At 56.7% G+C, this 21,033-nt stretch carries 19 protein-coding genes; 9 read left to right on the top strand and 10 right to left on the bottom strand.

Annotated elements, in window-relative coordinates:
- Positions 1-6: 6 nt before the first annotated feature.
- The 7 genes from aroB to EKN83_RS16175 form a co-directional block, all read right to left on the bottom strand.
- On the bottom strand, positions 7-1,095 hold the full coding sequence (aroB, locus tag EKN83_RS16210) for a 3-dehydroquinate synthase (RefSeq protein ID WP_025758090.1): 1,089 nt from the start codon (positions 1,093-1,095) through the stop codon (positions 7-9).
- Between the two features lie 57 nt (positions 1,096-1,152).
- Positions 1,153-1,674: a shikimate kinase AroK gene (aroK, locus tag EKN83_RS16205; RefSeq protein ID WP_003861630.1), complete on the bottom strand. Its 522-nt coding sequence runs from the start codon at positions 1,672-1,674 to the stop codon at positions 1,153-1,155.
- 286 nt (positions 1,675-1,960) lie between these two features.
- Entirely contained in the window at positions 1,961-3,199 is a 1,239-nt protein-coding gene (gene hofQ / locus EKN83_RS16195) for a DNA uptake porin HofQ (RefSeq protein ID WP_045285975.1), read from the bottom strand.
- Complete coding sequence (locus tag EKN83_RS16190) at positions 3,111-3,515, bottom strand: HofP DNA utilization family protein (protein WP_126801285.1); 405 nt, start codon at positions 3,513-3,515, stop codon at positions 3,111-3,113. The genes hofQ and EKN83_RS16190 overlap by 89 nt, the downstream gene beginning before the upstream one ends.
- On the bottom strand, positions 3,505-3,960 hold the full coding sequence (locus tag EKN83_RS16185; RefSeq protein WP_025758093.1) for a hypothetical protein: 456 nt from the start codon (positions 3,958-3,960) through the stop codon (positions 3,505-3,507). The genes EKN83_RS16190 and EKN83_RS16185 overlap by 11 nt, the downstream gene beginning before the upstream one ends.
- 3 nt (positions 3,961-3,963) lie before the next feature.
- The gene (locus tag EKN83_RS16180; protein ID WP_126801284.1) at positions 3,964-4,449 is read right to left on the bottom strand and encodes a PilN domain-containing protein; all 486 of its coding nucleotides are present in this window, start codon (positions 4,447-4,449) and stop codon (positions 3,964-3,966) included.
- Positions 4,446-5,222 carry a DNA utilization protein HofM gene (locus EKN83_RS16175; protein ID WP_126801283.1) on the bottom strand — a complete coding sequence of 259 codons (777 nt, stop codon included), beginning with the start codon at positions 5,220-5,222 and terminating at the stop codon, positions 4,446-4,448. Before EKN83_RS16175 ends, EKN83_RS16180 begins: the two co-directional genes overlap by 4 nt.
- A 120-nt stretch (positions 5,223-5,342) precedes the next feature.
- On the opposite strand from EKN83_RS16175, the gene mrcA reads away from it, so the two are divergent.
- Positions 5,343-7,895 carry a peptidoglycan glycosyltransferase/peptidoglycan DD-transpeptidase MrcA gene (gene mrcA / locus EKN83_RS16170; RefSeq protein WP_088244399.1) on the top strand — a complete coding sequence of 851 codons (2,553 nt, stop codon included), beginning with the start codon at positions 5,343-5,345 and terminating at the stop codon, positions 7,893-7,895.
- An 80-nt stretch (positions 7,896-7,975) separates the two neighbouring features.
- Here the strand turns inward: mrcA and nudE are convergent, their stop codons facing one another.
- A complete protein-coding gene (gene nudE, locus EKN83_RS16165; protein WP_008503041.1) occupies positions 7,976-8,536 on the bottom strand; it encodes an ADP compounds hydrolase NudE in 561 nt (186 codons plus the stop codon).
- Between the two features lie 517 nt (positions 8,537-9,053).
- Between nudE and EKN83_RS16155 the strand changes: the two genes are divergently transcribed.
- The 5 genes from EKN83_RS16155 to pckA all read left to right on the top strand — a co-directional run bounded on the left by EKN83_RS16155 (position 9,054) and on the right by pckA (position 15,245).
- Positions 9,054-11,189 (top strand): intracellular growth attenuator family protein, encoded by a 2,136-nt coding sequence (locus EKN83_RS16155; RefSeq protein WP_045285980.1) that lies wholly within the window; start codon positions 9,054-9,056, stop codon positions 11,187-11,189.
- A 67-nt stretch (positions 11,190-11,256) separates the two neighbouring features.
- Positions 11,257-11,958, top strand: a complete 702-nt coding sequence (yrfG, locus tag EKN83_RS16150; protein ID WP_025758101.1) for a GMP/IMP nucleotidase — start codon at positions 11,257-11,259, stop codon at positions 11,956-11,958.
- Complete coding sequence (hslR, locus tag EKN83_RS16145; RefSeq protein WP_126801282.1) at positions 11,939-12,340, top strand: ribosome-associated heat shock protein Hsp15; 402 nt, start codon at positions 11,939-11,941, stop codon at positions 12,338-12,340. Before yrfG ends, hslR begins: the two co-directional genes overlap by 20 nt.
- Before the next feature lie 23 nt (positions 12,341-12,363).
- Positions 12,364-13,242, top strand: coding sequence for an Hsp33 family molecular chaperone HslO (hslO, locus tag EKN83_RS16140; protein WP_025758104.1), 879 nt, complete (start codon positions 12,364-12,366; stop codon positions 13,240-13,242).
- Between the two features lie 383 nt (positions 13,243-13,625).
- Entirely contained in the window at positions 13,626-15,245 is a 1,620-nt protein-coding gene (gene pckA, locus EKN83_RS16135; RefSeq protein WP_025758106.1) for a phosphoenolpyruvate carboxykinase (ATP), read from the top strand.
- A gap of 90 nt (positions 15,246-15,335) precedes the next feature.
- Here pckA and envZ read toward each other — a convergent pair whose 3' ends face one another.
- Positions 15,336-16,682: a two-component system sensor histidine kinase EnvZ gene (gene envZ / locus EKN83_RS16130; protein WP_029882169.1), complete on the bottom strand. Its 1,347-nt coding sequence runs from the start codon at positions 16,680-16,682 to the stop codon at positions 15,336-15,338.
- The gene (gene ompR / locus EKN83_RS16125; RefSeq protein WP_001157751.1) at positions 16,679-17,398 is read right to left on the bottom strand and encodes a two-component system response regulator OmpR; all 720 of its coding nucleotides are present in this window, start codon (positions 17,396-17,398) and stop codon (positions 16,679-16,681) included. Before ompR ends, envZ begins: the two co-directional genes overlap by 4 nt.
- A 232-nt stretch (positions 17,399-17,630) precedes the next feature.
- On the opposite strand from ompR, the gene greB reads away from it, so the two are divergent.
- The 3 genes from greB to feoA all read left to right on the top strand — a co-directional run bounded on the left by greB (position 17,631) and on the right by feoA (position 21,029).
- A complete protein-coding gene (gene greB, locus EKN83_RS16120; RefSeq protein ID WP_045285981.1) occupies positions 17,631-18,104 on the top strand; it encodes a transcription elongation factor GreB in 474 nt (157 codons plus the stop codon).
- An 86-nt stretch (positions 18,105-18,190) separates the two neighbouring features.
- Positions 18,191-20,521, top strand: a complete 2,331-nt coding sequence (locus EKN83_RS16115) for a Tex family protein (RefSeq protein ID WP_126801281.1) — start codon at positions 18,191-18,193, stop codon at positions 20,519-20,521.
- Positions 20,522-20,801: 280 nt separating this feature from the next.
- Positions 20,802-21,029, top strand: coding sequence for a ferrous iron transporter A (gene feoA / locus EKN83_RS16110; protein WP_008503050.1), 228 nt, complete (start codon positions 20,802-20,804; stop codon positions 21,027-21,029).
- The last annotated feature ends 4 nt before the right edge of the window (positions 21,030-21,033 follow it).

Here is a 21,033-nt window from a genome sequence, read left to right as displayed (position 1 = left end):
TAGTTGTTACGCCTGCTGACAATCAGCGATAGCGCCAAGAACGACATCGTGCGGCACTCCGCCGCGTACTTCACTCTTCCCTATTGCAAGCGGGAGTACAAGACGCATCTCGCCTGCCAATACTTTTTTATCGCGCATCATGTGGGGTAAATACGCGTGTGCCGACATCTCCTGCGGCCCGGTTACCGGCAAACCAGCACGCTCAAGCAGCGCAACAATACGTGCCGTCTCTTGTGGTTTGAACTGGCCAAGACGTTCAGAGGTGCGGGCGGCCATCACCATGCCAGCCGCGACGGCTTCACCGTGCAGCCAGTTGCCGTAACCCATTTCGGCTTCAATCGCGTGACCAAACGTATGCCCAAGATTCAGTAAAGCACGTAAGCCCGTTTCACGCTCGTCCGCAGCGACAACTTCTGCTTTCAGCTCACAACAACGACGAATGCAGTATGCAAGCGCAGCCTCATCCAGGCGCAGCAGCGCATCCATATTCTCTTCAAGCCAGTTAAAGAACTCGCCATCCAGAATAATGCCGTATTTGATCACTTCCGCCAGACCAGAAGCCAGCTCGCGCGCCGGCAGGGTTTTCAGACAGTCGAGATCCACCACCACCGAGGCTGGCTGGTAGAACGCGCCAATCATGTTTTTGCCGAGCGGATGGTTAACGGCCGTTTTGCCGCCAACAGAGGAGTCAACCTGAGACAACAACGTGGTCGGGATTTGAATAAAGCGAACACCACGCTGATAGCTTGCGGCCGCAAAGCCGGTCAGATCGCCCACAACACCACCGCCCAGGGCAAGCAGTGTTGTATCGCGACCGTGCGGTTTTTGCAGCAAGGCGGTAAAGACGGTATCCAGTACCGTCAGGCTTTTATACTGCTCGCCATCGGGGAGAATCACACTGTCGACTTTAACGCCCGCCTGCTCAAGCAGGTGGCGTACACGGTCGAGATAAAGCGGAGCCAGCGTCTCATTGGTGACCAGCATCGCCTGATCACCCGCTTTCAGTGGTAAAAAGGAAGCTGGGTCGTTAAACAAACCAGCCGCGATGGTGATAGGGTAACTACGTTCCCCGAGAGTAACTGTAATCCTCTCCATGACGCGACATCCACCTTTAATGCTTTTACCCGCAGGCGAGTGTATATAAAGCCAGAATCAGTTGCTTTCCAGCATATGAATAATCTGGTTTGCAACCACTTTAGCGCTCTGATCGTCAGTACGAATGGTCACATCGGCAATCTCTTCATACAGCGGATTGCGTTCATCGGCCAACGCTTCCAGAACTTCGCGTGGTGGCGTTTCAACCTGCAGCAGCGGGCGCTTTTTATCGCGCTGCGTACGTGCCAGCTGTTTCTCAATGGTCGTCTCAAGATAGACCACTACGCCACGGGCGGAGAGACGGTTGCGGGTTTCGCGAGATTTCACAGAGCCGCCGCCTGTTGCCAGCACGATGCCCTGTTTTTCCGTGAGTTCGTTGATCACTTTTTCTTCTCGGTCACGGAAACCTTCTTCGCCTTCTACGTCGAAAACCCAGCCCACATCAGCTCCGGTTCGTTTCTCAATCTCTTGATCAGAATCGTAAAATTCCATATTGAGTTGTTGAGCTAACTGACGCCCAATAGTGCTTTTGCCGGCACCCATAGGCCCAACCAGAAAGATATTGCGTTTCTCTGCCATTTTATCGGTACTACTAAGACTATTCGTTAATGGTAATCCCCGCTTCGCAGACACCCGGCGTAGCAGGACATGAACTGAAACCTCATATGCAATAGAGCGAGAGTCAGACTAAAAATTATCTCAATACTCCGGCTTGTTTGGCAACTGATTAAATCACCGCGCCGGGCGCATAAGGTAATAAGACGTAAGTCCAACTCAAATCGGTACTCCTTGTATGCTAATTCATGCCCCACGTCAAACATCTGCAACAAACTGAATGCAAAATCATTGCGGGGATCGTTACCCGTCAGTGAATACCGACCAGACGTGGTGTAATAAACACCACTAATTCACGTCGTTCCTGGTCTTTCCCGTCATGGCGAAAAAGCGCCCCCAGCCAGGGAATGCTCCCCAGCCCCGGCACGCTGTCACTGCCGGTTTTGTTCTTCTGCGAAAAAATTCCGCCCAATGCCAGCGTTTCTCCACTTTTTACCTCAACCTGCGTCTCTATCTCTTGTTTGTCGATAGCCAGCGTTTCGCCGTCAGCCTGCTGCAGGACCTGTCCTGGCATATTTTCGCTGATGTGCAATTTCAGGCGCACGCGTCCCCCCGGCAATACCACCGGCGTCACTTCCATCCCCAGTACGGCCTCTTTGAACTCAACGGAGGTGGCGCCGCTTTCCCCGCTGGAGACCTGATAGGGGATCTCGCTCCCCTGTTTGATACTGGCCGGCTGCATATGCGAGGCCAGCAGTCGCGGGCTGGCAATAATATCGACCTGCTGTTTTTGCTCCAGCGCAGACAGTTCCAGATCCAGCAGCCGACCGTTGATCCGCCCGATATTAAACCCTACGTGGCTGGTGGCGCTGGCCACGGACAGATCGCTGCCAAGCGTCGTGAGCTGTCCCACCTTCCCCGCGTCGGTGGCATCGGCGAGCGCCCACTTCACCCCCAGTTCACGCAGGCTTTTTTCAGTCATGGTCACAATATGCGCCGCCAGCTCTACCTGCTCGACGGGAATGTCCATCTGAGTGGCCCAGCGCACCAGCGTATCCACCACCGTCTGGCTATCCCGAATCAACAGGCGATTGGTCCGTTTGTCGACAGATAAACTTCCCTTTGGGCTCAGGAGTTTTTCCGCTGCTTTTTGCAGCTCTCCGGCATCGGCATAGGAAAAAGGGATGCTATGTGAAACCAGCGGCGCATCAAGCTGTCGACGCGCCTTCTCCTGTTCTGAACGTTCCCGCTGTTCACGCTGCCAGGCTGCGGTATGAACATAGAAAATGCCCCCCTCCTCGCGCAAAACGAGTCCGGCGCTGGAGACAACCGTCTGTAGCGCCTGCCGCCAGGGGACATGCGTCAGGTTGAGCGAAAGCGTGCCGCCGACATCAGGCGATACCACCAGATTACGGCTCTCCTGAGTGGCCAGCGCCTGCAACACCTGAACGACCGGAACATCATCCACCACCAGCGTGACCGGCTTTGGCGCGGCGGCCCAAAGCGGATGGCTGAACATCAGCAGCAACAGCGTTATCCGTAAATTCATTCTTCTCGATTCCTTCTCGTTGCCACGTCCACTGGACGGGTTCACAGGTGTCTCCCACCTCAACAACCAGTTCCGATTCAGTAATGGCGGTTATTTGCCAGCCCGCCGGGAAGCGCTCATCCATTTTTAGTCGGTGCCAGCGCTTTTGCCCATCCTGCAAAATGCCGATAGCCTCGCGTCCTCCCACCATGCCGCGATAGCGCCACTGCGTCAGTTCACCCGTCGCGCAGGGATCGTCCGGCGGGCGAAAGGGATCGCGCATGCCGGTCAACAGCAATACTGAGCACACCAGCCAGTATCGTGTGCTATTTCGCATGATCCAGCTCCAGCCGCAGGCGTAACGCCTTACCTTCAGGTGCAATTGCGAAAGCCGCAATCTCGACATCCCGCTGCGCCAGCCGGGAAAAAAGCCCCGGGATGGCCTGCCACTCCGCCTCCAGCGTCAGCTCTCCTCCGTTCTGCAGCGGCTTCCAGTGAACCAGCGTCGTCTCATCCCCCTGAAAATCAAGCGGCGAAAACGGCTTCATTTCTGGCGCTTGGGCGGTTTCTGTGCGCAGCGGCACCGTGCTGACGACAGGCCATAACGATGCGTTGGTCCTCGCCTCCTGGATCAGCTGGCTTTGTCGTTCAGCACACTGTCTCTCTACCGGTCTGAGCAGGGTGCCCCACGCAGCGAGCCCTGCCAGGAAAGTGCTCAGACACCAGCAGAGACCGCGGATCCAGGGACGGCTTTCGCACCAGCGCTCCAACAGGATATTCACGCGTTACCCCTCGCTAAGATGAAAGGTGAACGACCAGCGCCCCTGGCTATCCTGCCGAAGCTCACCCGCTGTCCCGGGCGTAAAGCCCTGGAGTTGCCCAAGCGCATCACGCAGCGCAGACAGGGCCGGCAGGGTGGTGGCAAACCCGGTAAACATCAGAGCGGGAGGCTGGTAGCGCAGTTCCGTCAGCCAGACCTGCGCAGGAAGGGTGGCGGACAGCGACTCCAGCACCGGCTGCCATGCGCGCCGCTGGCGTGCGGGGCTTTGCACGGGTGTCGCGAGTCTCTGGCGAGCAACGAGGCCGTGCTGCACGGACAGTATCCCCGTCAGATCCGTTTGCAGGGCGTGCAGCCGCAAAAGCGGGGTCATCCGCAAACAGGCGATGGTCGTGACCATCAACAGCGCCGTGCAGACAAACGTTGCTCCCCAGAAACGCAGGCATCGCGCGCGCCGCTGCTGCCGCCACGGCAGAAAATTCGTGATGCTCATGCGGGCACCTCACTCATGGCTAACGCCAGCGCAACGGTATAGTCCGCGCCGCATTCCGGTAACGGGGCATGGCATCGCTGCAGGGTATCCCATGGGTTACGTCGGCTATCAAACAGCGCGATATCCGCCGGCTCCACGGCCAGCAGCGCTGAGAGCTCAGCCGCGTTTTCAGCTTCTGCGGCAACACGGCGCCCCCACTGGTGGCGCATCGCCCAGAGCCACTGCCGTTCATCCCGCCAGACGACACACTGCGCCGGTGCCACCGCCGGAAGAAGATTCTTCAGCGCACTGGCATCCGGGGTAATGGTTGCCAGCCGCAAACGTAACGTTTTGGCCAGCGTCAGCAGGGTTTCGACCTCGTTGTTTTGTGCCGCAGTCACGTGAAATGTGCTGCTGAAGGTGTCCTGCGCGTAATCGAAACAGAGCGTATCGGCAGACATCTCCAGCTCCCGTGCCAGCGCCGCGCCAAGCCATGAGAGCTGTTCGCTGTCGCGCAGCGCAATGGCCGGGCGGGGAAGCGACCTTTGCAGAGTGCGCGCTGCCGGAAAAGAGAGAAAAATCCGGTGATAGTGTGGCAACGTTTTCCGCCAGTCGCGTAACGCATCAATCAGCTGTTCTGGCTGATAAATCTTGCCGTCACCAATGATCCCTTCGGCCAGAGGAACGGCCCACCAGCGGCGTAAACTCCAGCCCGACTTCTCTCGCACCAGCGCGACAATCAGCACCCTATCCTGTTGAATATGAACGCCCGTTTGCCATGTTTTAAAAGCCATGTTTCACGATCTCCTTATCGCCCGTCGCCTTGACGGCTATATCAATGAATCAGGCTTGCCTTTATACTACCGCGCGATTGTTTAGAAACTGCCCAAGTGAAACCAAATGGGAAATCTCCGGTGAAGTTCGTAAAGTATTTATTTATCCTTGCAGTCTGTTGCATTCTGCTGGGAGCAGGCTCGATTTACGGTTTATACAAATATATTGAGCCACAGCTACCTGATGTCGCCACGCTTCGCGATGTGCGTCTCCAGATCCCGATGCAGGTCTATAGCGCCGATGGCGAATTAATGGCGCAGTATGGCGAGAAGCGTCGTATCCCGCTGACCTTAAACCAAATTCCGCCAGTGATGGTGAAAGCCTTTATCGCCACAGAGGACAGCCGTTTTTACGAGCACCACGGTGTCGATCCGGTGGGGATTTTCCGTGCCGCGAGCATTGCGCTGTTCTCCGGCCATGCCTCCCAGGGGGCAAGTACCATTACGCAGCAGCTGGCGCGTAACTTCTTCCTCAGCCCTGAAAAGACGCTGATACGTAAGATCAAAGAGGTGTTCCTTGCGATCCGTATTGAGCAGTTGCTGAGCAAAGACGAGATCCTTGAGCTGTACCTCAATAAAATCTACCTGGGCTACCGTGCCTATGGCGTGGGGGCGGCCGCGCAGGTGTACTTCGGTAAGCCTGTTGAGCAGCTCACCCTAAGCGAAATGGCAACCATCGCCGGTCTGCCAAAAGCGCCGTCAACCTTTAACCCGCTCTACTCGCTCGATCGCGCCACCGCGCGTCGCAATGTCGTCCTGTCACGTATGCTGAGCGAAGGCTACATTAGCCAGAGTGAGTACAACCAGGCGCGCAACGATGTCATTGACGCCAACTACCATGCCCCGGAGATCGCCTTCTCTGCCCCTTATCTGACCGAAATGGTTCGCCAGGAGATGGTGAACCGCTATGGCGATAAGGCCTATGAAGATGGCTACCGCGTTTACACCACCGTCACCCGCAAAGTGCAGCAGGCGGCTCAGGACGCGGTGCGCAACAACGTGATGGATTACGATATGCGTCACGGCTATCGCGGCCCGTCAAACGTGCTCTGGAAAGTAGGCGAAAGCGCGTGGGACAGCAAAAAAATCACCAGTACGCTGAAAGCGCTGCCGACCTATGGTCCTCTTCTTCCGGCCGTGGTGACGCAGGCCGATCCTCAGGAAGCCGTAGCAACGCTCGCGGATGGGACGTCCGTCTCCCTGCGTATGGAGGGGATTCGTTGGGCGCGTCCGTACCGTTCGGATACCCTGCAGGGCGCAACACCGCGTAAAGTGACCGATGCAGTCCAGACCGGACAACAAATCTGGGTGCGCAAGGTGGGCGATGCCTGGTGGCTGGCACAGGTACCGGACGTCAACTCCGCCCTGGTCTCCATCAACCCGCAGAATGGCGCCGTGCTGGCGTTGGTCGGTGGATTCGATTTCAACCAGAGCAAATTTAACCGCGCCACTCAGGCGCTGCGTCAGGTGGGTTCCAACATTAAGCCGTTCCTCTACACGGCGGCGATGGATAAGGGCCTGACCCTGGCCAGCATCCTTAACGACGTGCCTATCTCCCGCTGGGATGCCGGAGCAGGTTCCGACTGGCAGCCGAAGAACTCCCCTGCGGAATATGCCGGCCCTATTCGTCTTCGTCAGGGTCTGGGACAGTCGAAAAACGTGGTGATGGTGCGAGCCATGCGCGCGATGGGCGTCGACTATGCCGCTGAGTATCTGCAACGCTTCGGTTTCCCGGCGCAGAACATCGTGCGTACCGAATCGCTGGCGTTAGGCTCTGCGTCATTCACCCCGCTTCAGGTGGCGCGTGGATATTCCGTGATGGCCAACGGCGGCTTCCTGATTGACCCGTACTTCATCAGCAAAATTGAGAACGATCAGGGCGGCGTGCTGTTTGAGGCGAAGCCGAAAATTGCCTGTGCAGAGTGCGATATTCCGGTGATTTACGGTAATACACCGAAATCTGACGTGCTTGAGAATAAGGACATGGAAGACCCTGCCGTGTCGCAGGAGCAGCCGAACGGCGTTGTACCGCAGCCACAGCTGGAACAGGCGAACCAGGCGCTGGTCGCACAGACGGGTGCGCAGGAATATGCCCCGCATGTGATCAATACCCCGCTGTCATTCCTGATCAAGAGTGCGCTGAACACCAACATCTTCGGTGAACCCGGCTGGCAGGGTACCGGCTGGCGCGCAGGGCGTGATTTGCAGCGCCATGATATCGGCGGTAAAACGGGGACCACCAACAGCTCGAAGGATGCCTGGTTCTCGGGTTACGGCCCGGGCGTGGTGACCTCGGTGTGGATCGGTTTCGACGATCACCGCCGTGATTTAGGTCGTACAACGGCGTCTGGCGCGATAAAAGATCAGATTTCCGGCTACGAAGGCGGCGCGAAAAGCGCGCAACCGGCCTGGGATGCCTACATGAAATCGGTCCTTGAAGGTGTGCCGGAGCAGCCGCTGACGCCACCGCCGGGCGTGGTGACGGTCAATATCGACCGCAGCACGGGCCAGCTCGCCAACGGCGGCAACAGCCGCGAAGAGTATTTCATCGAGGGCACGCAGCCGACCACACAGGCGGTGCATGAGGTGGGTACCGAGATTATTGATAACGGCGAAACGCACGAGCTGTTCTAAATATAAAAATGCCCGGTAAAAGCCGGGCAAAACATCGCAGGCCGGGTCAGGCGAAGCCGCCACCCGGCTTTTTTTATGGACTACAGTCGCCCCTGCCCCTTCAGCCACTCCCGGACCAGGAACAGCGCGCTCACGTTGCGAGCTTCATTGAAGTCAGGGTCTTCAAGCAGATCCATCAGATGCGCCAGCGGCCAGCGAACCTGCGGCAGCGGCTCCGGCTCGTCCCCTTCCAGCGATTCAGGGTAGAGGTCTTCAGCCACCACGATATTCATTTTGCTGGAAAAATAAGACGGTGCCATGCTCAGTTTTTTCAGGAACGACAGCTCATTGGCACCAAAACCCACCTCTTCTTTCAGCTCGCGGTTTGCCGCTTCAAAGACGGTTTCGCCCGGGTCGATAAGCCCTTTCGAGAACCCAAGCTCGTAAGATTCCGTTCCCACAGCGTATTCGCGGATCAAAATCAGATGATCGTCGACAATCGGAACTATCATCACCGCTTCGCGCGACGAGGGGCGCATACGCTCATAAACGCGACGCACACCGTTGCTGAACTCCAGGTCCACACTTTCGACATTAAACAGGCGCGATTTTGCGACAGTTTCAACATTCAGAATGGTGGGTTTTTGTAGTGGTTTGCTCATCTTGATGGGTCTTAGCAGTGAGAACTGGCGTTATTGTGCGATACGCTGCACGGTTTCGGCAATGTCAATCGTTCTTTATTTACATTTGTGCAACGTAGCAGGGATCAATCCTCAATTCAAAACAAATGTCAAGAGGTTGAAATGTTTCCAGGAATTTGCTGATATCGCGCCCTATCAGGCTTTGCTATTATCAGCGGTCACTGGGATGCGCTTCAGAATGCTCAAGTTCGACTCCATACTTGCCGATAGCCAGCCACAGAAACTCATTCATTGTAAAGGTGCTACTGACTTTACCCTAAATAATTCGAGTTGTATGAAGGCGGCGACGCAGCGAATCCTCAGGAGCGTACATCAGTACGTGACTGAGGTGAGCGAGGACAAACTGGCCTTGCCAGTTTGAACAGCGCTTGCGCTGGCCTCGAAGGGGCGAGGCCACAGGCCGAGTCAAGCCAACGCACAGACAACTCGAAGTATGACGGGTATACACCTGTAAGAAGATAAGTAAGATGGGGAAAGCATGAGCACCATTTTGATTGTTCTCGCTGCTATGCTGGCCGGCGCATTGGTTGCAGGATGGATCTACAGGCGTCGCGTACAGCGCCGTTACCGTCTGCCCTTTTTGAATGCTTTTGCGGGTGCGAGCACGCGTAAGCTTACACAAGACGAGCGCGATGCGGTTGAAAACTATCTTGAAATACTGAACCGTTCTCAGCTGACCCCTGGGCCGACGGGAGCCACTGCTGCGCCCGTTGCGCTAAAGCTTAATGCGCAAAGCGATACCGTACTTTGCGTGACGCGCTCCATCACGCGGTATGGCATCACCACCGACGACCCCAACAAATGGCGCTATTACCTTGATTCTGTCGAAGTGCATCTGCCCCCGTCCTGGGAGCAATACATTAATGACGAAAACAGCGTTGAGCTGATCCATACCGATTCATTGCCCCTGGTTATCTCACTGAACGGCCACACGCTGAATGAGTACCTTCAGGAAGCCCCGCGTTTTGCGCTTGAGCGCGCAAGTTCGACCCAGGCCTCCATCCGTGGCGAAGAGACTGAGCAGATCGAGCTGTTGAACATTCGCCAGGAGACGCATGAAGAGTATGCCCTGAGCCGCCCGGACGGCATTCGGGAAGCCGTTCTGATCGTCGCCGCCTTCCTGCTCTTTTTTGTCTGCCTGCTGACGCCGGATGTGTTTGTCCCCTGGCTGGCCGGTGGTGCGGTGCTGCTGCTGGCTGCCGGGCTGTGGGGACTGTTCGCCCCACCTGCCAAAACCTCGCTGCGAGAGATCCACTGTCTGCGCGGTACGCCCAAGCGCTGGGGTCTGTTTGGTGAAAACGATCAGGAGCATCTCAACAATATCTCGCTCGGTATTATCGACCTTATCTACCCGCGTCACTGGCAACCGTGGATTGCGCAGGACTTAGGTCAGAAAACCGATATTGATATCTACCTTGACCGCCACGTTGTGCGCCAGGGACGCTTCTTATCCCTGCATGATGAAGTAAAAAATTTCCCGCTTCAGCACTGGCTACGCAGCGCGGTCATTGCCGGCGGCGCTGCGCTGGTCTTTATCATGCTGCTGCTTTTCGTGCCGCTGGATATGCCCATCAAATTCACGTTGTCGTGGATTAAAGGGGCGCAAACCATCGAAGCGACCAGCGTCAATCAACTGGATGAAGCCGGTGTGCGCGTGGGAGACACGCTGCGCCTGAAGGGAACCGGGATGTGTAATATTCACACCCCAGGGGCGTGGAACACACGTCAGAACTCACCGTTCACGCCGTTCGATTGCTCGCAAATTATCTGGAACGACGCACCGCCGCTGCCGCTGCCGGAATCCGAAGTGGTGAATAAAGCCACGGCGCTTACCCAGACGGTCAACCGCCAGCTGCACCCGAAACCGGACGATGATTCGCGCGTCAGCCCTGCGCTGCGCTCGGCCATTCAGAAATCGGGCATGGTTCTGTTGGATGATTTTGGTGACATCGTGCTGAAAACACAGGATCTCTGTGCCTCTCAGGACGAGTGCATACGTCTCAAAAATGCGCTGGTCAACCTGGGGAACAGTAAAGACTGGGACTCGCTGGTGAAGCGTGCCGAAGCGGGACGACTGGATGGCGTTAACGTGCTGCTGCGCCCGGTTAGCGCTGAATCGCTGGATAACCTGGTCGCCACCTCGACATCACCGTTCATGATGCGCGAAACCACCCGTGCGGCGCAGGCGCTGAACAGCCCGGCACCCGGCGGTTTTGTGATTGTCAGCGATGAAGGCAGCGATCTGGTGGATCAACCTTACCCGCAGGTCGCGCTTTATGACTACCCGGCGCAGGAACAGTGGAGCCAGTTCCAGCGCCTGGCGCAGATGCTGATGCAGACGCCGTTCAGCGCCGAAGGCATCGTCACGAGTATTTATACCGATGCCAATGGCACCCGCCATGTCGGCCTGCACCGGATGCCGGATAGCGCAGGGTTGTGGCGTTACATAGGCACCTCACTGCTGATGATCGCGATGCTTGCCGCCATATTCTGGAACGGTGTTATGGCCCTGCGCCGCTACCAGCGCTCGCGCACCCGGCTGGCCGAGATCCAGCAATATTACGAAAACTGCCTCAATCCTAAGCTGATCCCCTCTTCTGAGAGCCTGATCTGATAACGTCGCTGCGCGACAAGATGTGCTACCCTGTCGCGCACGTTTCTTCTGGCTGGAGTTCCCCCTTATGCATCTTGATATCGCCTGGCAGGAGGTTGATACCGTTCTGCTGGATATGGACGGCACGCTGCTCGATCTCGCCTTTGATAACTATTTCTGGCAAACGCTGGTTCCTGAAACCTATAGCGAGCAACAGGGGATCACCCCGGCAGAAGCGCAGGCATTCATTCGTTCGCAATATAGCGCGGTGCAACATACGCTAAACTGGTACTGTCTTGACTACTGGAGCGAGCGCCTCGGTTTAGATATTTGTGCCATGACTACCGCCCAGGGCCCACGCGCCGTTTTGCGCGAGGATACGGTTCCGTTCCTGGATGCGCTGAAAGCGAGCGGCAAGCGCCGTATCTTGCTGACCAACGCGCATCCGCACAACCTGGCCGTGAAGCTGGAGCATACGGGGCTGGCGTCGCACCTTGATTTATTACTTTCCACCCACACATTTGGTTATCCGAAAGAGGATCAGCGTTTGTGGCATGCGGTGAAGGAAGAGACGGGTTTGCAGCCGGAGCGCACCTTGTTCATTGATGACAGCGAACCCATTCTGGATTCCGCCGCGACGTTTGGCATTCGCTATTGTCTGGGCGTCACCAATCCTGACTCTGGCCTGGCTGAAAAAAGCTATCTGCGCCATCCGGGACTGAACGACTATCGCCAGATGATCCCCTCACTGACCGTGAAGGAGACGCCACATGAAAGAAAAACCCTCTGACGGGGTAAGACTGGATAAATGGCTGTGGGCGGCGCGTTTTTATAAAACACGCGCCCTTGCCCGCGAGATGATTGACGGCGGTAAAGTGCATTACAACGGCCAGCGCAGCAAACCGAGCAAGCTGGTTGAGCTGAATGCCACCTTAACGCTGCGTCAGGGCAACGATGAACGAACGGTGGTGATTAAAGCCATTACCGAACAACGACGGCCCGCCTCTGAAGCCGTACTGCTTTATGAAGAGACGGCGGAAAGCATTAAAAAGCGCGAGAAGACCGCGCTGGCGCGCAAAATGAACGCGCTGACCATGCCCCACCCGGACCGGCGACCGGATAAAAAAGAGCGCCGCGATCTGATGAAATTTAAACACGGTGAGACCGAGTAACCTCACCTGCACGAGAGACTATTATGGCCCAACACGACCAATTACACCGCTATCTGTTTGAACAATTCGCCGTGCGTGGCGAGCTGGTCACCGTATCCGAAACCTGGAAACAGATTCTGGAAAACCACACCTACCCGCTGCCGGTGAAAACCCTGTTGGGCGAACTGCTGGTTGCCACCAGCCTGCTGACCGCTACGCTGAAATTTGCCGGTGATATCACCGTGCAGCTGCAGGGTGACGGCCCGATGTCGCTGGCGGTCATCAACGGCAATAATCAGCAGCAGATGCGTGGCGTGGCGCGCGTTCAAGGCGACGTGCCTGAAAATGCGGACCTCAAAACGCTGGTGGGTAATGGTTACCTGGTGATCACCATCTCCCCGGAAGAAGGTGAGCGCTATCAGGGTGTGGTCGGTCTGGAAGGCGACACCCTGGCTGCCTGCCTGGAAGATTACTTCATGCGTTCTGAACAGCTGCCAACGCGTCTGTTTATCCGCACCGGTGAAGTGGACGGCCAGCCTGCTGCGGGCGGTATGCTGCTGCAGGTTCTGCCGGCACAGGATGCTCAGACCAATGATTTCGAACACCTGGCAACGCTGACCGAAACCATCAAGGCAGAAGAGCTGTTCAACCTGTCGGCGACCGACGTGCTGTGGCGTCTGTACCACGAGGAAGAAGTGACCGTCTACGATCCGCAGACTGTGGAGTTTAAGTGCACCTGCTCTCGCGAGCGTTGCGCTGGCGCGCTGAAAACCCTGCCTGATGAAGAGATCGACAGCATCATGGCGGAAGATGGCGAAATTGATATGCACTGTGACTACTGCGGTACGCACTACGTGTTCAATTCAATGGATATCGCTGAGATCCGCAACAATGCCTCCCCGGCGGATCCGCAGGTTCACTAATCCCCTCACCCTGCCCTCTCCCCAAAGGGGAGAGGGTGTTTTAGTTCCCTCTCCCCTTTGGGGAGAGGGTTAGGGTGAGGGGTAAAAAACCTCCCCCAGCTGAATCGTTTTCACAATGTAACACTTACGTAATTTTCTTACGTGTATGCGATTACATTCACATTCCTTCCGATAAAATCACCAGCGTTTAACCTTTTCGGAACATTTTCCCCAACAAAAAAGCGATTCCTGCGATAATCCGCCTGCACTGTGACTGGAGTCGCAGCGTTTTCCGTTAGTAAGGGTTTTGTCCAGATGCGTAAATCTATGAGCCCCGTCGCGGTTAGCAACCTCAGAAAAACCCTACAATTTTAGGCAGTACATATTGGCTAAGGAGCAGTGATATGCGTGTTACTGGTTTAACCCCGCAAGATCTCAAGGCTTATGGTATTCACGACGTCCAGGAAATCGTCTACAACCCCGACTACGATACGCTGTATCAGGAAGAGCTCAATCCAGCACTGGAAGGATACGAGCGCGGTGTGTTGACAAATCTTGGTGCTATCGCCGTCGATACCGGTATTTTTACCGGTCGTTCGCCGAAAGATAAGTATATCGTCCGTGACGATACCACCCGCGATACGCTGTGGTGGGCTGATAAGGGCAAAGGAAAGAACGATAACAAACCGCTCTCTCCGGAAACCTGGCAGCATCTGAAAGGGCTCGTCACTCATCAACTTTCCGGCAAGCGTCTGTTCATTGTCGACGCTTTCTGCGGCGCTAACGCCGACACCCGTCTCTCCGTACGTTTTATCACCGAAGTGGCCTGGCAGGCACATTTCGTGAAAAACATGTTTATTCGTCCAACCGACGAAGAGCTGCAGGATTTCACCCCAGATTTCATTGTGATGAACGGCGCGAAATGCACGAACCCACAGTGGAAAGAGCAGGGTCTGAACTCCGAAAACTTTGTTGCCTTCAACCTGACTGAGCGTATCCAGCTGATTGGCGGTACCTGGTACGGTGGCGAAATGAAGAAAGGGATGTTCTCCGTCATGAACTACCTGCTGCCGCTGCGGGGCATCGCCTCCATGCACTGCTCGGCGAACGTCGGGGAAAAAGGCGACGTGGCGGTGTTCTTTGGTCTTTCCGGCACCGGGAAAACTACGCTGTCCACCGATCCAAAACGTCGTCTGATTGGCGATGACGAACACGGCTGGGATGACGACGGCGTATTCAACTTTGAAGGCGGCTGCTACGCGAAGACCATTCGTCTTTCTGAAGAGGCCGAACCGGATATCTTCCACGCCATCCGTCGCGATGCGCTGCTGGAAAACGTCACCGTGCGTGCTGACGGCTCCATCGACTTCGACGATGCGTCGAAAACGGAAAACACCCGCGTCTCTTATCCGATCTACCACATCGACAATATCGTCAAGCCGGTGTCAAAAGCGGGTCATGCCACGAAGGTCATTTTCCTGACGGCGGATGCGTTCGGCGTGCTGCCTCCGGTCTCTCGCCTGACCGCCAGCCAGACGCAGTACCACTTCCTCTCCGGCTTCACCGCGAAGCTGGCCGGTACCGAGCGCGGTGTGACGGAGCCAACCCCGACCTTCTCCGCCTGCTTCGGCGCGGCTTTCCTGTCGCTGCACCCGACGCAGTACGCGGAAGTGCTGGTGAAACGCATGCAGGCATCCGGGGCACAGGCATATCTGGTAAACACCGGCTGGAACGGCACCGGCAAGCGTATCTCCATCAAAGATACCCGCGCCATTATCGACGCCATTCTGGATGGTTCTCTGGACGACGCCGAAACCTTCACGCTGCCGATGTTTGATCTGGCCATCCCGACGTCGCTGCCGGGTGTGGATACGCATATCCTCGACCCGCGCAATACGTATGGTTCGCCGGAGCAGTGGCGTGAAAAAGCGGAATCGCTGGCGAAACTGTTTATTGAGAACTTCGAGAAGTATACCGATACCCCGGCAGGTGCTGCGCTGGTGAGTGCGGGACCGAAGCTGTAGGTAAAAACAAAAAGGCAACGAAAGTTGCCTTTTTTAATGTTTTCTCCCTCTCCCCGTGAGAGAGGGTCGGGATGAGGGCATCAGACCGCACTATCCCTCTTTCACCTGACCCCGCGTGACCGGCACCGGCAACCAGGCGCGAATGCTTAAACCGCCCCGCTCGCTGGTACCAATCTCCAGCAACCCGTTATGGTTATCCACAATACGCTGCACAATCGCCAGGCCCAGGCCCGTACCGCTGGTGCTGCGGGCGCTGTCGCCGCGCACAAACGGCTGGAACAGATGCTTACGCTGCTCCGGCTTAATGCCAGGACCGTCGTCTTCGACCTGGAACCAGGCGCGGTTGAGCTCCGATCCGCTGCTCACCTTGATCCAGCCATTGCCGTAGCGCGCCGCGTTGACCACCATGTTCGCTACCGCGCGCTTAATGGAGAGCGGGTGCATGCGAACCTGAATTTCACCCGCCTGAAGGTCGGTATCAATTTCACGTTCATAGCCACTTTCCGCTGCCACCACTTCACCCAGCACCGCGTTCAGATCGGCCATCTCCATCGGCATCTCCTGCCCGGTGCGCAGGTAGTCGATGAACTGCTCGATGATGGCGTTACACTCTTCGATATCCTTGTTGATGGACTCGGCGAGATAACCGTCTTCTTCTCCCATCATCTCCGTCGCCAGACGGATACGCGTGAGCGGCGTGCGCAGGTCATGGCTGACCCCCGCCATCAGCAGCGTACGATCATCCGCCAGCTGCTTCACGCCTGCCGCCATATGATTAAACGCACGCGTCACCGAACGGACTTCCGAAGCGCCATACTCGCGCAGCGGGGGAGGAATAATGCCCTTACCGACCTGCAGCGCCGCGTGCTCCAGGTCGACCAGCGGTCGGTTCTGGATACGGATAAACAGCCACGCACCGCCTATCGCCAGCAGCATAATCGCCAGGGTGTAGCGGAACAGCGGCGAGAAATCGCCCTGATGGATTTCGGTCAGCGGGACGCGCACCCAGATGTTGGGCGACAGCCAGGTTTTCAACCAGACGACAGGCGAACTTTTGTTTACCTCAACGCGCACTTCCGTCGGGCCGCCCAGCTGCTGCGCCATCTGCTGACTGAGAAATTCGTAGTGCTGCGCCCAGCGCAGGCCGGCGTCTTCCGCCGCTTCATTGGAATAGAGCGAAATGCCCAGCTCACGGTAGATTTCACGGCGAAACGCCGGAGGAACAACCAGTTGCGTGCCGTCCTCCAGCTGCAGCTTATCGGTCATCAGCATACGGACTTCATAGGCCAGGACCTTATTAAACTGCTGGAGGCTAGGCAAAATTGCAAAGTTCAGCACGACCAGGTAGGTCGTCACCAGGCTGACGAACAGCAGGGTGACGATCAGTAACAGGGTGCGGGCAAACGAGCTTCGCGGTGAGAAGCGCATTCGCCTCATGCTTTAGAGCCGTCCGGGACGAACACGTAACCCAGACCCCAAACGGTCTGAATATAACGAGGATGCGCTGGATCTTCTTCCACCATGCGGCGCAGACGGGAAATCTGCACGTCGATGGAGCGTTCCATTGCGGAGTATTCACGACCACGCGCGAGGTTCATCAGCTTATCACGGGAGAGCGGTTCACGCGGGTGGCTGACCAGCGCTTTCAGCACCGCAAATTCGCCGCTGGTGAGCGGCATAGGCTCGTCTTCACGGAACATCTCGCGCGTGCCGAGGTTCAGCTTAAACTTGCCGAAGGCGATGACGGCTTCTTCCTGCGACGGTGCGCCCGGCAGTTCGTTCGCCTGACGACGCAGCACGGCACGAATACGCGCCAGCAGTTCACGCGGGTTAAACGGTTTAGGAATGTAGTCGTCCGCGCCGATTTCGAGGCCCACGATACGGTCCACTTCCTCGCCCTTCGCCGTCACCATGATGATCGGCATCGGATTGCTCTGGCTACGCAGACGGCGGCAGATCGAAAGCCCGTCTTCGCCAGGCAGCATCAGGTCGAGAACCATCAGGTGGAAAGATTCACGGGTCAGCAGACGGTCCATCTGCTCAGCGTTCGCGACGCTACGAACCTGGAAGCCCTGCTCGGTCAGATAACGTTCCAGCAGCGCACGCAGGCGCATGTCGTCATCCACGACCAGAATTTTGTAGTTCTCTTGCATTGTGTGTACTCCCAAAGGTTCGGATAGTCTAATAACAGCGTATTCTAAAAAAGTGCACGTGTTCGACCAGCTAATTCTGGTATAAATTCTAGTCGAAATTGTTACAAAGCATATTTAACAGCAGCTTATCTGCACATTTCATCACATAAATCATTATTAACGCTGTCAGATATGCGATGTGATACGTAATGTGCGCAAGGTTTGCAATGATGTCGAGTCTGAAGGTCACCCAATGAAAACGCCCCTGATCACCCGCGAAGGGTACGAAAAACTCAAAAAAGAGATGGACACCCTGTGGCGCGAAGAGCGCCCTGAAGTGACCAAAAAAGTGACCTGGGCAGCAAGCCTGGGCGACCGCAGCGAAAACGCTGACTACCAGTACAACAAAAAGCGGCTGCGTGAGATCGACCGCCGGGTACGCTATCTGACCAAATGCCTTGAAAACCTTAAAATTGTCGATTACTCCCCCCAGCAGGAGGGCAAAGTGTTCTTTGGCGCGTGGGTTGAGATTGAGAACGACAACGGTGATACCCTGCGTTTTCGCATTGTCGGCTACGATGAAATTTTTGGTCGTAAGGATTACATCTCCATCGACTCCCCGATGGCCCGCGCGCTGCTGAAAAAAGAGGTGGGCGACCTCGCCGTCGTGCAGACACCCGCCGGTGAAGCCAGCTGGTACGTCAATGAGATCGTCTACGTAAAATAGTCCGAGAGCGCCCTCCCCGGCTGGCATTTTGCCGTGTCAGCCCGTATAACTATCCCCTGATTTTTGACCCACAAGATGATAAAGCCATGATGAAAGATTCGCTCTGCCGCATTATTGCGGGTGAACTTCAGGCCAGAGCCGAACAGGTAGAAGCTGCCGTTCGCCTGCTTGATGAAGGGAACACCGTGCCGTTTATTGCACGTTATCGTAAGGAAGTCACCGGCGGGCTGGATGACACGCAGCTGCGTAACCTGGAAACCCGTCTGGGTTATCTGCGCGAACTGGAAGAACGTCGTCAGGCGATCCTCAAATCCATCGGCGAACAGGGCAAACTGACCAGCGAGCTGGAAGCCGCCATCAACGGCACCCTGAGCAAAACCGAGCTCGAAGACCTCTATCTGCCGTACAAGCCGAAGCGCCGCACGCGCGGGCAGATTGCGATTGAAGCGGGCCTTGAGCCGCTGGCAGAGCTGCTGTGGAACACGCCGTCACATGATCCGGAAACCGAAGCGGCGAAATTTATTGATGCCGATAAAGGCGTGGCGGACACCAAAGCCGCTCTTGATGGCGCACGCTACATTCTGATGGAGCGCTTCGCCGAAGACGCAGCCCTGCTTGCCAAAGTGCGTGATTACCTGTGGAAGAATGCACACATCGTCTCTACCGTCGTCGCGGGTAAAGAGGAAGAGGGCGCGAAATTCCGCGACTACTTCGATCACCACGAACCGATTTCTACCACCCCTTCTCACCGTGCGCTGGCGATGTTCCGTGGCCGCAACGAAGGCGTGCTGCAGCTCTCCCTGAACGCCGACCCGCAGTTTGACGAGCCGCCGAAAGAGAGCCACTGTGAGCAGATCATCATCGACCATCTTGGCCTGCGCCTGAACAACGCCCCGGCAGACAGCTGGCGTAAAGGCGTGGTGAGCTGGACCTGGCGCATCAAAGTGCTGATGCACCTCGAAACCGAGCTGATGGGCACCGTGCGCGAGCGCGCCGAAGATGAAGCGATCAACGTCTTCGCCCGTAACCTGCACGACCTGCTGATGGCCGCCCCTGCGGGCCTGCGGGCCACCATGGGTCTCGATCCGGGGCTGCGTACCGGCGTGAAGGTGGCCGTGGTGGACGGCACCGGTAAACTGGTCGCTACCGACACCATCTATCCGCATACCGGCCAGGCCGCCAAAGCGGCCGTCGTGGTGGCCGCGCTGTGCGAGAAGTACAACGTGGAGCTGGTCGCCATCGGCAACGGTACGGCGTCCCGCGAAACCGAACGTTTCTACCTCGACGTGCAGAAGCAGTTCCCGAAAGTGACGGCGCAGAAAGTGATCGTCAGCGAAGCAGGGGCCTCCGTCTATTCCGCGTCCGAGCTGGCAGCGCAGGAGTTCCCGGACCTGGACGTTTCTCTTCGCGGTGCGGTCTCGATCGCCCGTCGCCTGCAGGATCCGCTGGCAGAGCTGGTGAAAATCGACCCGAAATCCATCGGCGTGGGCCAGTATCAGCACGACGTGAGCCAGACTCAGCTGGCGCGTAAGCTGGATGCGGTGGTGGAAGACTGTGTTAACGCCGTCGGCGTGGACCTGAACACCGCCTCCGTTCCTCTGCTGACGCGCGTGGCGGGCTTAACCCGCATGATGGCGCAGAACATCGTCGCCTGGCGCGATGAGAACGGTCAGTTCCAGAACCGCCAGCAGCTGCTGAAGGTAAGCCGTCTGGGGCCAAAAGCGTTTGAGCAGTGCGCGGGCTTCCTGCGCATCAACCATGGCGATAACCCGCTGGATGCCTCCACCGTTCACCCGGAAGCGTACCCGGTGGTGGAACGCATTCTGGCCGCCACCCAGCAGGCGCTGAAAGATCTGATGGGCGACAGCAGCGCCCTGCGCAACCTGAAAGCCGCTGATTTCACTGACGACAAGTTTGGTGTGCCTACCGTTACCGACATCATCAAAGAGCTGGAAAAGCCGGGCCGCGATCCGCGCCCTGAGTTTAAAACAGCGACCTTTGCCGACGGTATCGAGACCATGAACGACCTGCTTCCGGGCATGGTGCTGGAAGGCGCAGTGACCAACGTCACCAACTTTGGCGCATTTGTCGATATCGGCGTGCATCAGGATGGTCTGGTGCATATCTCATCGCTAGCCGACAAGTTCGTTGAAGACCCGCATACCGTGGTCAAAGCGGGCGACATCGTGAAGGTTAAAGTGCTGGAAGTGGATCTGCAGCGCAAGCGAATCGCCCTGACCATGCGTCTGGACGAGCAGCCAGGTGAAACCAGCGCGCGCCGCGGGGCTAACGGTGGAGGTCGCGAGCAGCAGCGCCCGGCCGCTAAAGGCGCGAAACCGCGCGGGCGTGATGCCCAGCCTGCAGGCAACAGCGCGATGATGGATGCGCTGGCGGCCGCGATGGGTAAGAAGCGCTAACCCCTCACCCTAACCCTCTCCCCAACGGGGAGAGGGCACAAATTATATCGTAATAGATGAAACCGATTGCACATCCATATTTAAACCGCGAATTATCACCCCGTTAACAAATACTCCCCTTTTCGTTTTCCCGTCATTTCAGCAAATATTGAGCAAGGTCAAACAGGCCGTAAATTAATACCGCAAACAACATTCCGTCACAGTTTTAATATTGCTGATAAAAACTATTCTCATTATCATCGCATAGTAGATTATTTAACCTTTCGTGGAATCAGGCATTATGCAATTCACTCCAGACAGTGCATGGAAGATTACCGGTTTTACCCGCGAAATTAGCCCGGCCTATCGGCAAAAGCTGCTGTCACTGGGCATGCTGCCCGGCTCGTCATTCCAGGTGGTACGCGTGGCCCCGTTAGGCGATCCGGTTCATATCGAAACCCGACGCGTGAATCTGGTACTGCGTAAGAAAGACCTCGCATTAATAGAAGTCGAAGCCTTATCCCGATAACAAG

This window comes from Enterobacter sp. WCHEn090032, from assembly GCF_003986875.1.
GTDB classification, from domain to species: Bacteria; Pseudomonadota; Gammaproteobacteria; order Enterobacterales; family Enterobacteriaceae; genus Enterobacter; species Enterobacter sichuanensis.
Note: the sequence above shows the minus strand (reverse complement) of the source record. Positions and strands in the feature narration are given on the sequence as shown.

Coding starts and splice junctions, on each gene's coding strand:
- aroB (WP_025758090.1), bottom strand. CDS start 1,095: ATGGAGAGGATTACAGTTACTCTCGGGGAACGTAGTTACCCTATCACC.
- aroK (WP_003861630.1), bottom strand. CDS start 1,674: ATGGCAGAGAAACGCAATATCTTTCTGGTTGGGCCTATGGGTGCCGGC.
- hofQ (WP_045285975.1), bottom strand. CDS start 3,199: ATGAATTTACGGATAACGCTGTTGCTGCTGATGTTCAGCCATCCGCTT.
- EKN83_RS16190 (WP_126801285.1), bottom strand. CDS start 3,515: ATGCGAAATAGCACACGATACTGGCTGGTGTGCTCAGTATTGCTGTTG.
- EKN83_RS16180 (WP_126801284.1), bottom strand. CDS start 4,449: ATGAGCATCACGAATTTTCTGCCGTGGCGGCAGCAGCGGCGCGCGCGA.
- EKN83_RS16175 (WP_126801283.1), bottom strand. CDS start 5,222: ATGGCTTTTAAAACATGGCAAACGGGCGTTCATATTCAACAGGATAGG.
- nudE (WP_008503041.1), bottom strand. CDS start 8,536: ATGAGCAAACCACTACAAAAACCCACCATTCTGAATGTTGAAACTGTC.
- EKN83_RS16155 (WP_045285980.1), top strand. CDS start 9,054: ATGAGCACCATTTTGATTGTTCTCGCTGCTATGCTGGCCGGCGCATTG.
- yrfG (WP_025758101.1), top strand. CDS start 11,257: ATGCATCTTGATATCGCCTGGCAGGAGGTTGATACCGTTCTGCTGGAT.
- hslR (WP_126801282.1), top strand. CDS start 11,939: ATGAAAGAAAAACCCTCTGACGGGGTAAGACTGGATAAATGGCTGTGG.
- hslO (WP_025758104.1), top strand. CDS start 12,364: ATGGCCCAACACGACCAATTACACCGCTATCTGTTTGAACAATTCGCC.
- pckA (WP_025758106.1), top strand. CDS start 13,626: ATGCGTGTTACTGGTTTAACCCCGCAAGATCTCAAGGCTTATGGTATT.
- envZ (WP_029882169.1), bottom strand. CDS start 16,682: ATGAGGCGAATGCGCTTCTCACCGCGAAGCTCGTTTGCCCGCACCCTG.
- ompR (WP_001157751.1), bottom strand. CDS start 17,398: ATGCAAGAGAACTACAAAATTCTGGTCGTGGATGACGACATGCGCCTG.
- greB (WP_045285981.1), top strand. CDS start 17,631: ATGAAAACGCCCCTGATCACCCGCGAAGGGTACGAAAAACTCAAAAAA.
- EKN83_RS16115 (WP_126801281.1), top strand. CDS start 18,191: ATGATGAAAGATTCGCTCTGCCGCATTATTGCGGGTGAACTTCAGGCC.
- feoA (WP_008503050.1), top strand. CDS start 20,802: ATGCAATTCACTCCAGACAGTGCATGGAAGATTACCGGTTTTACCCGC.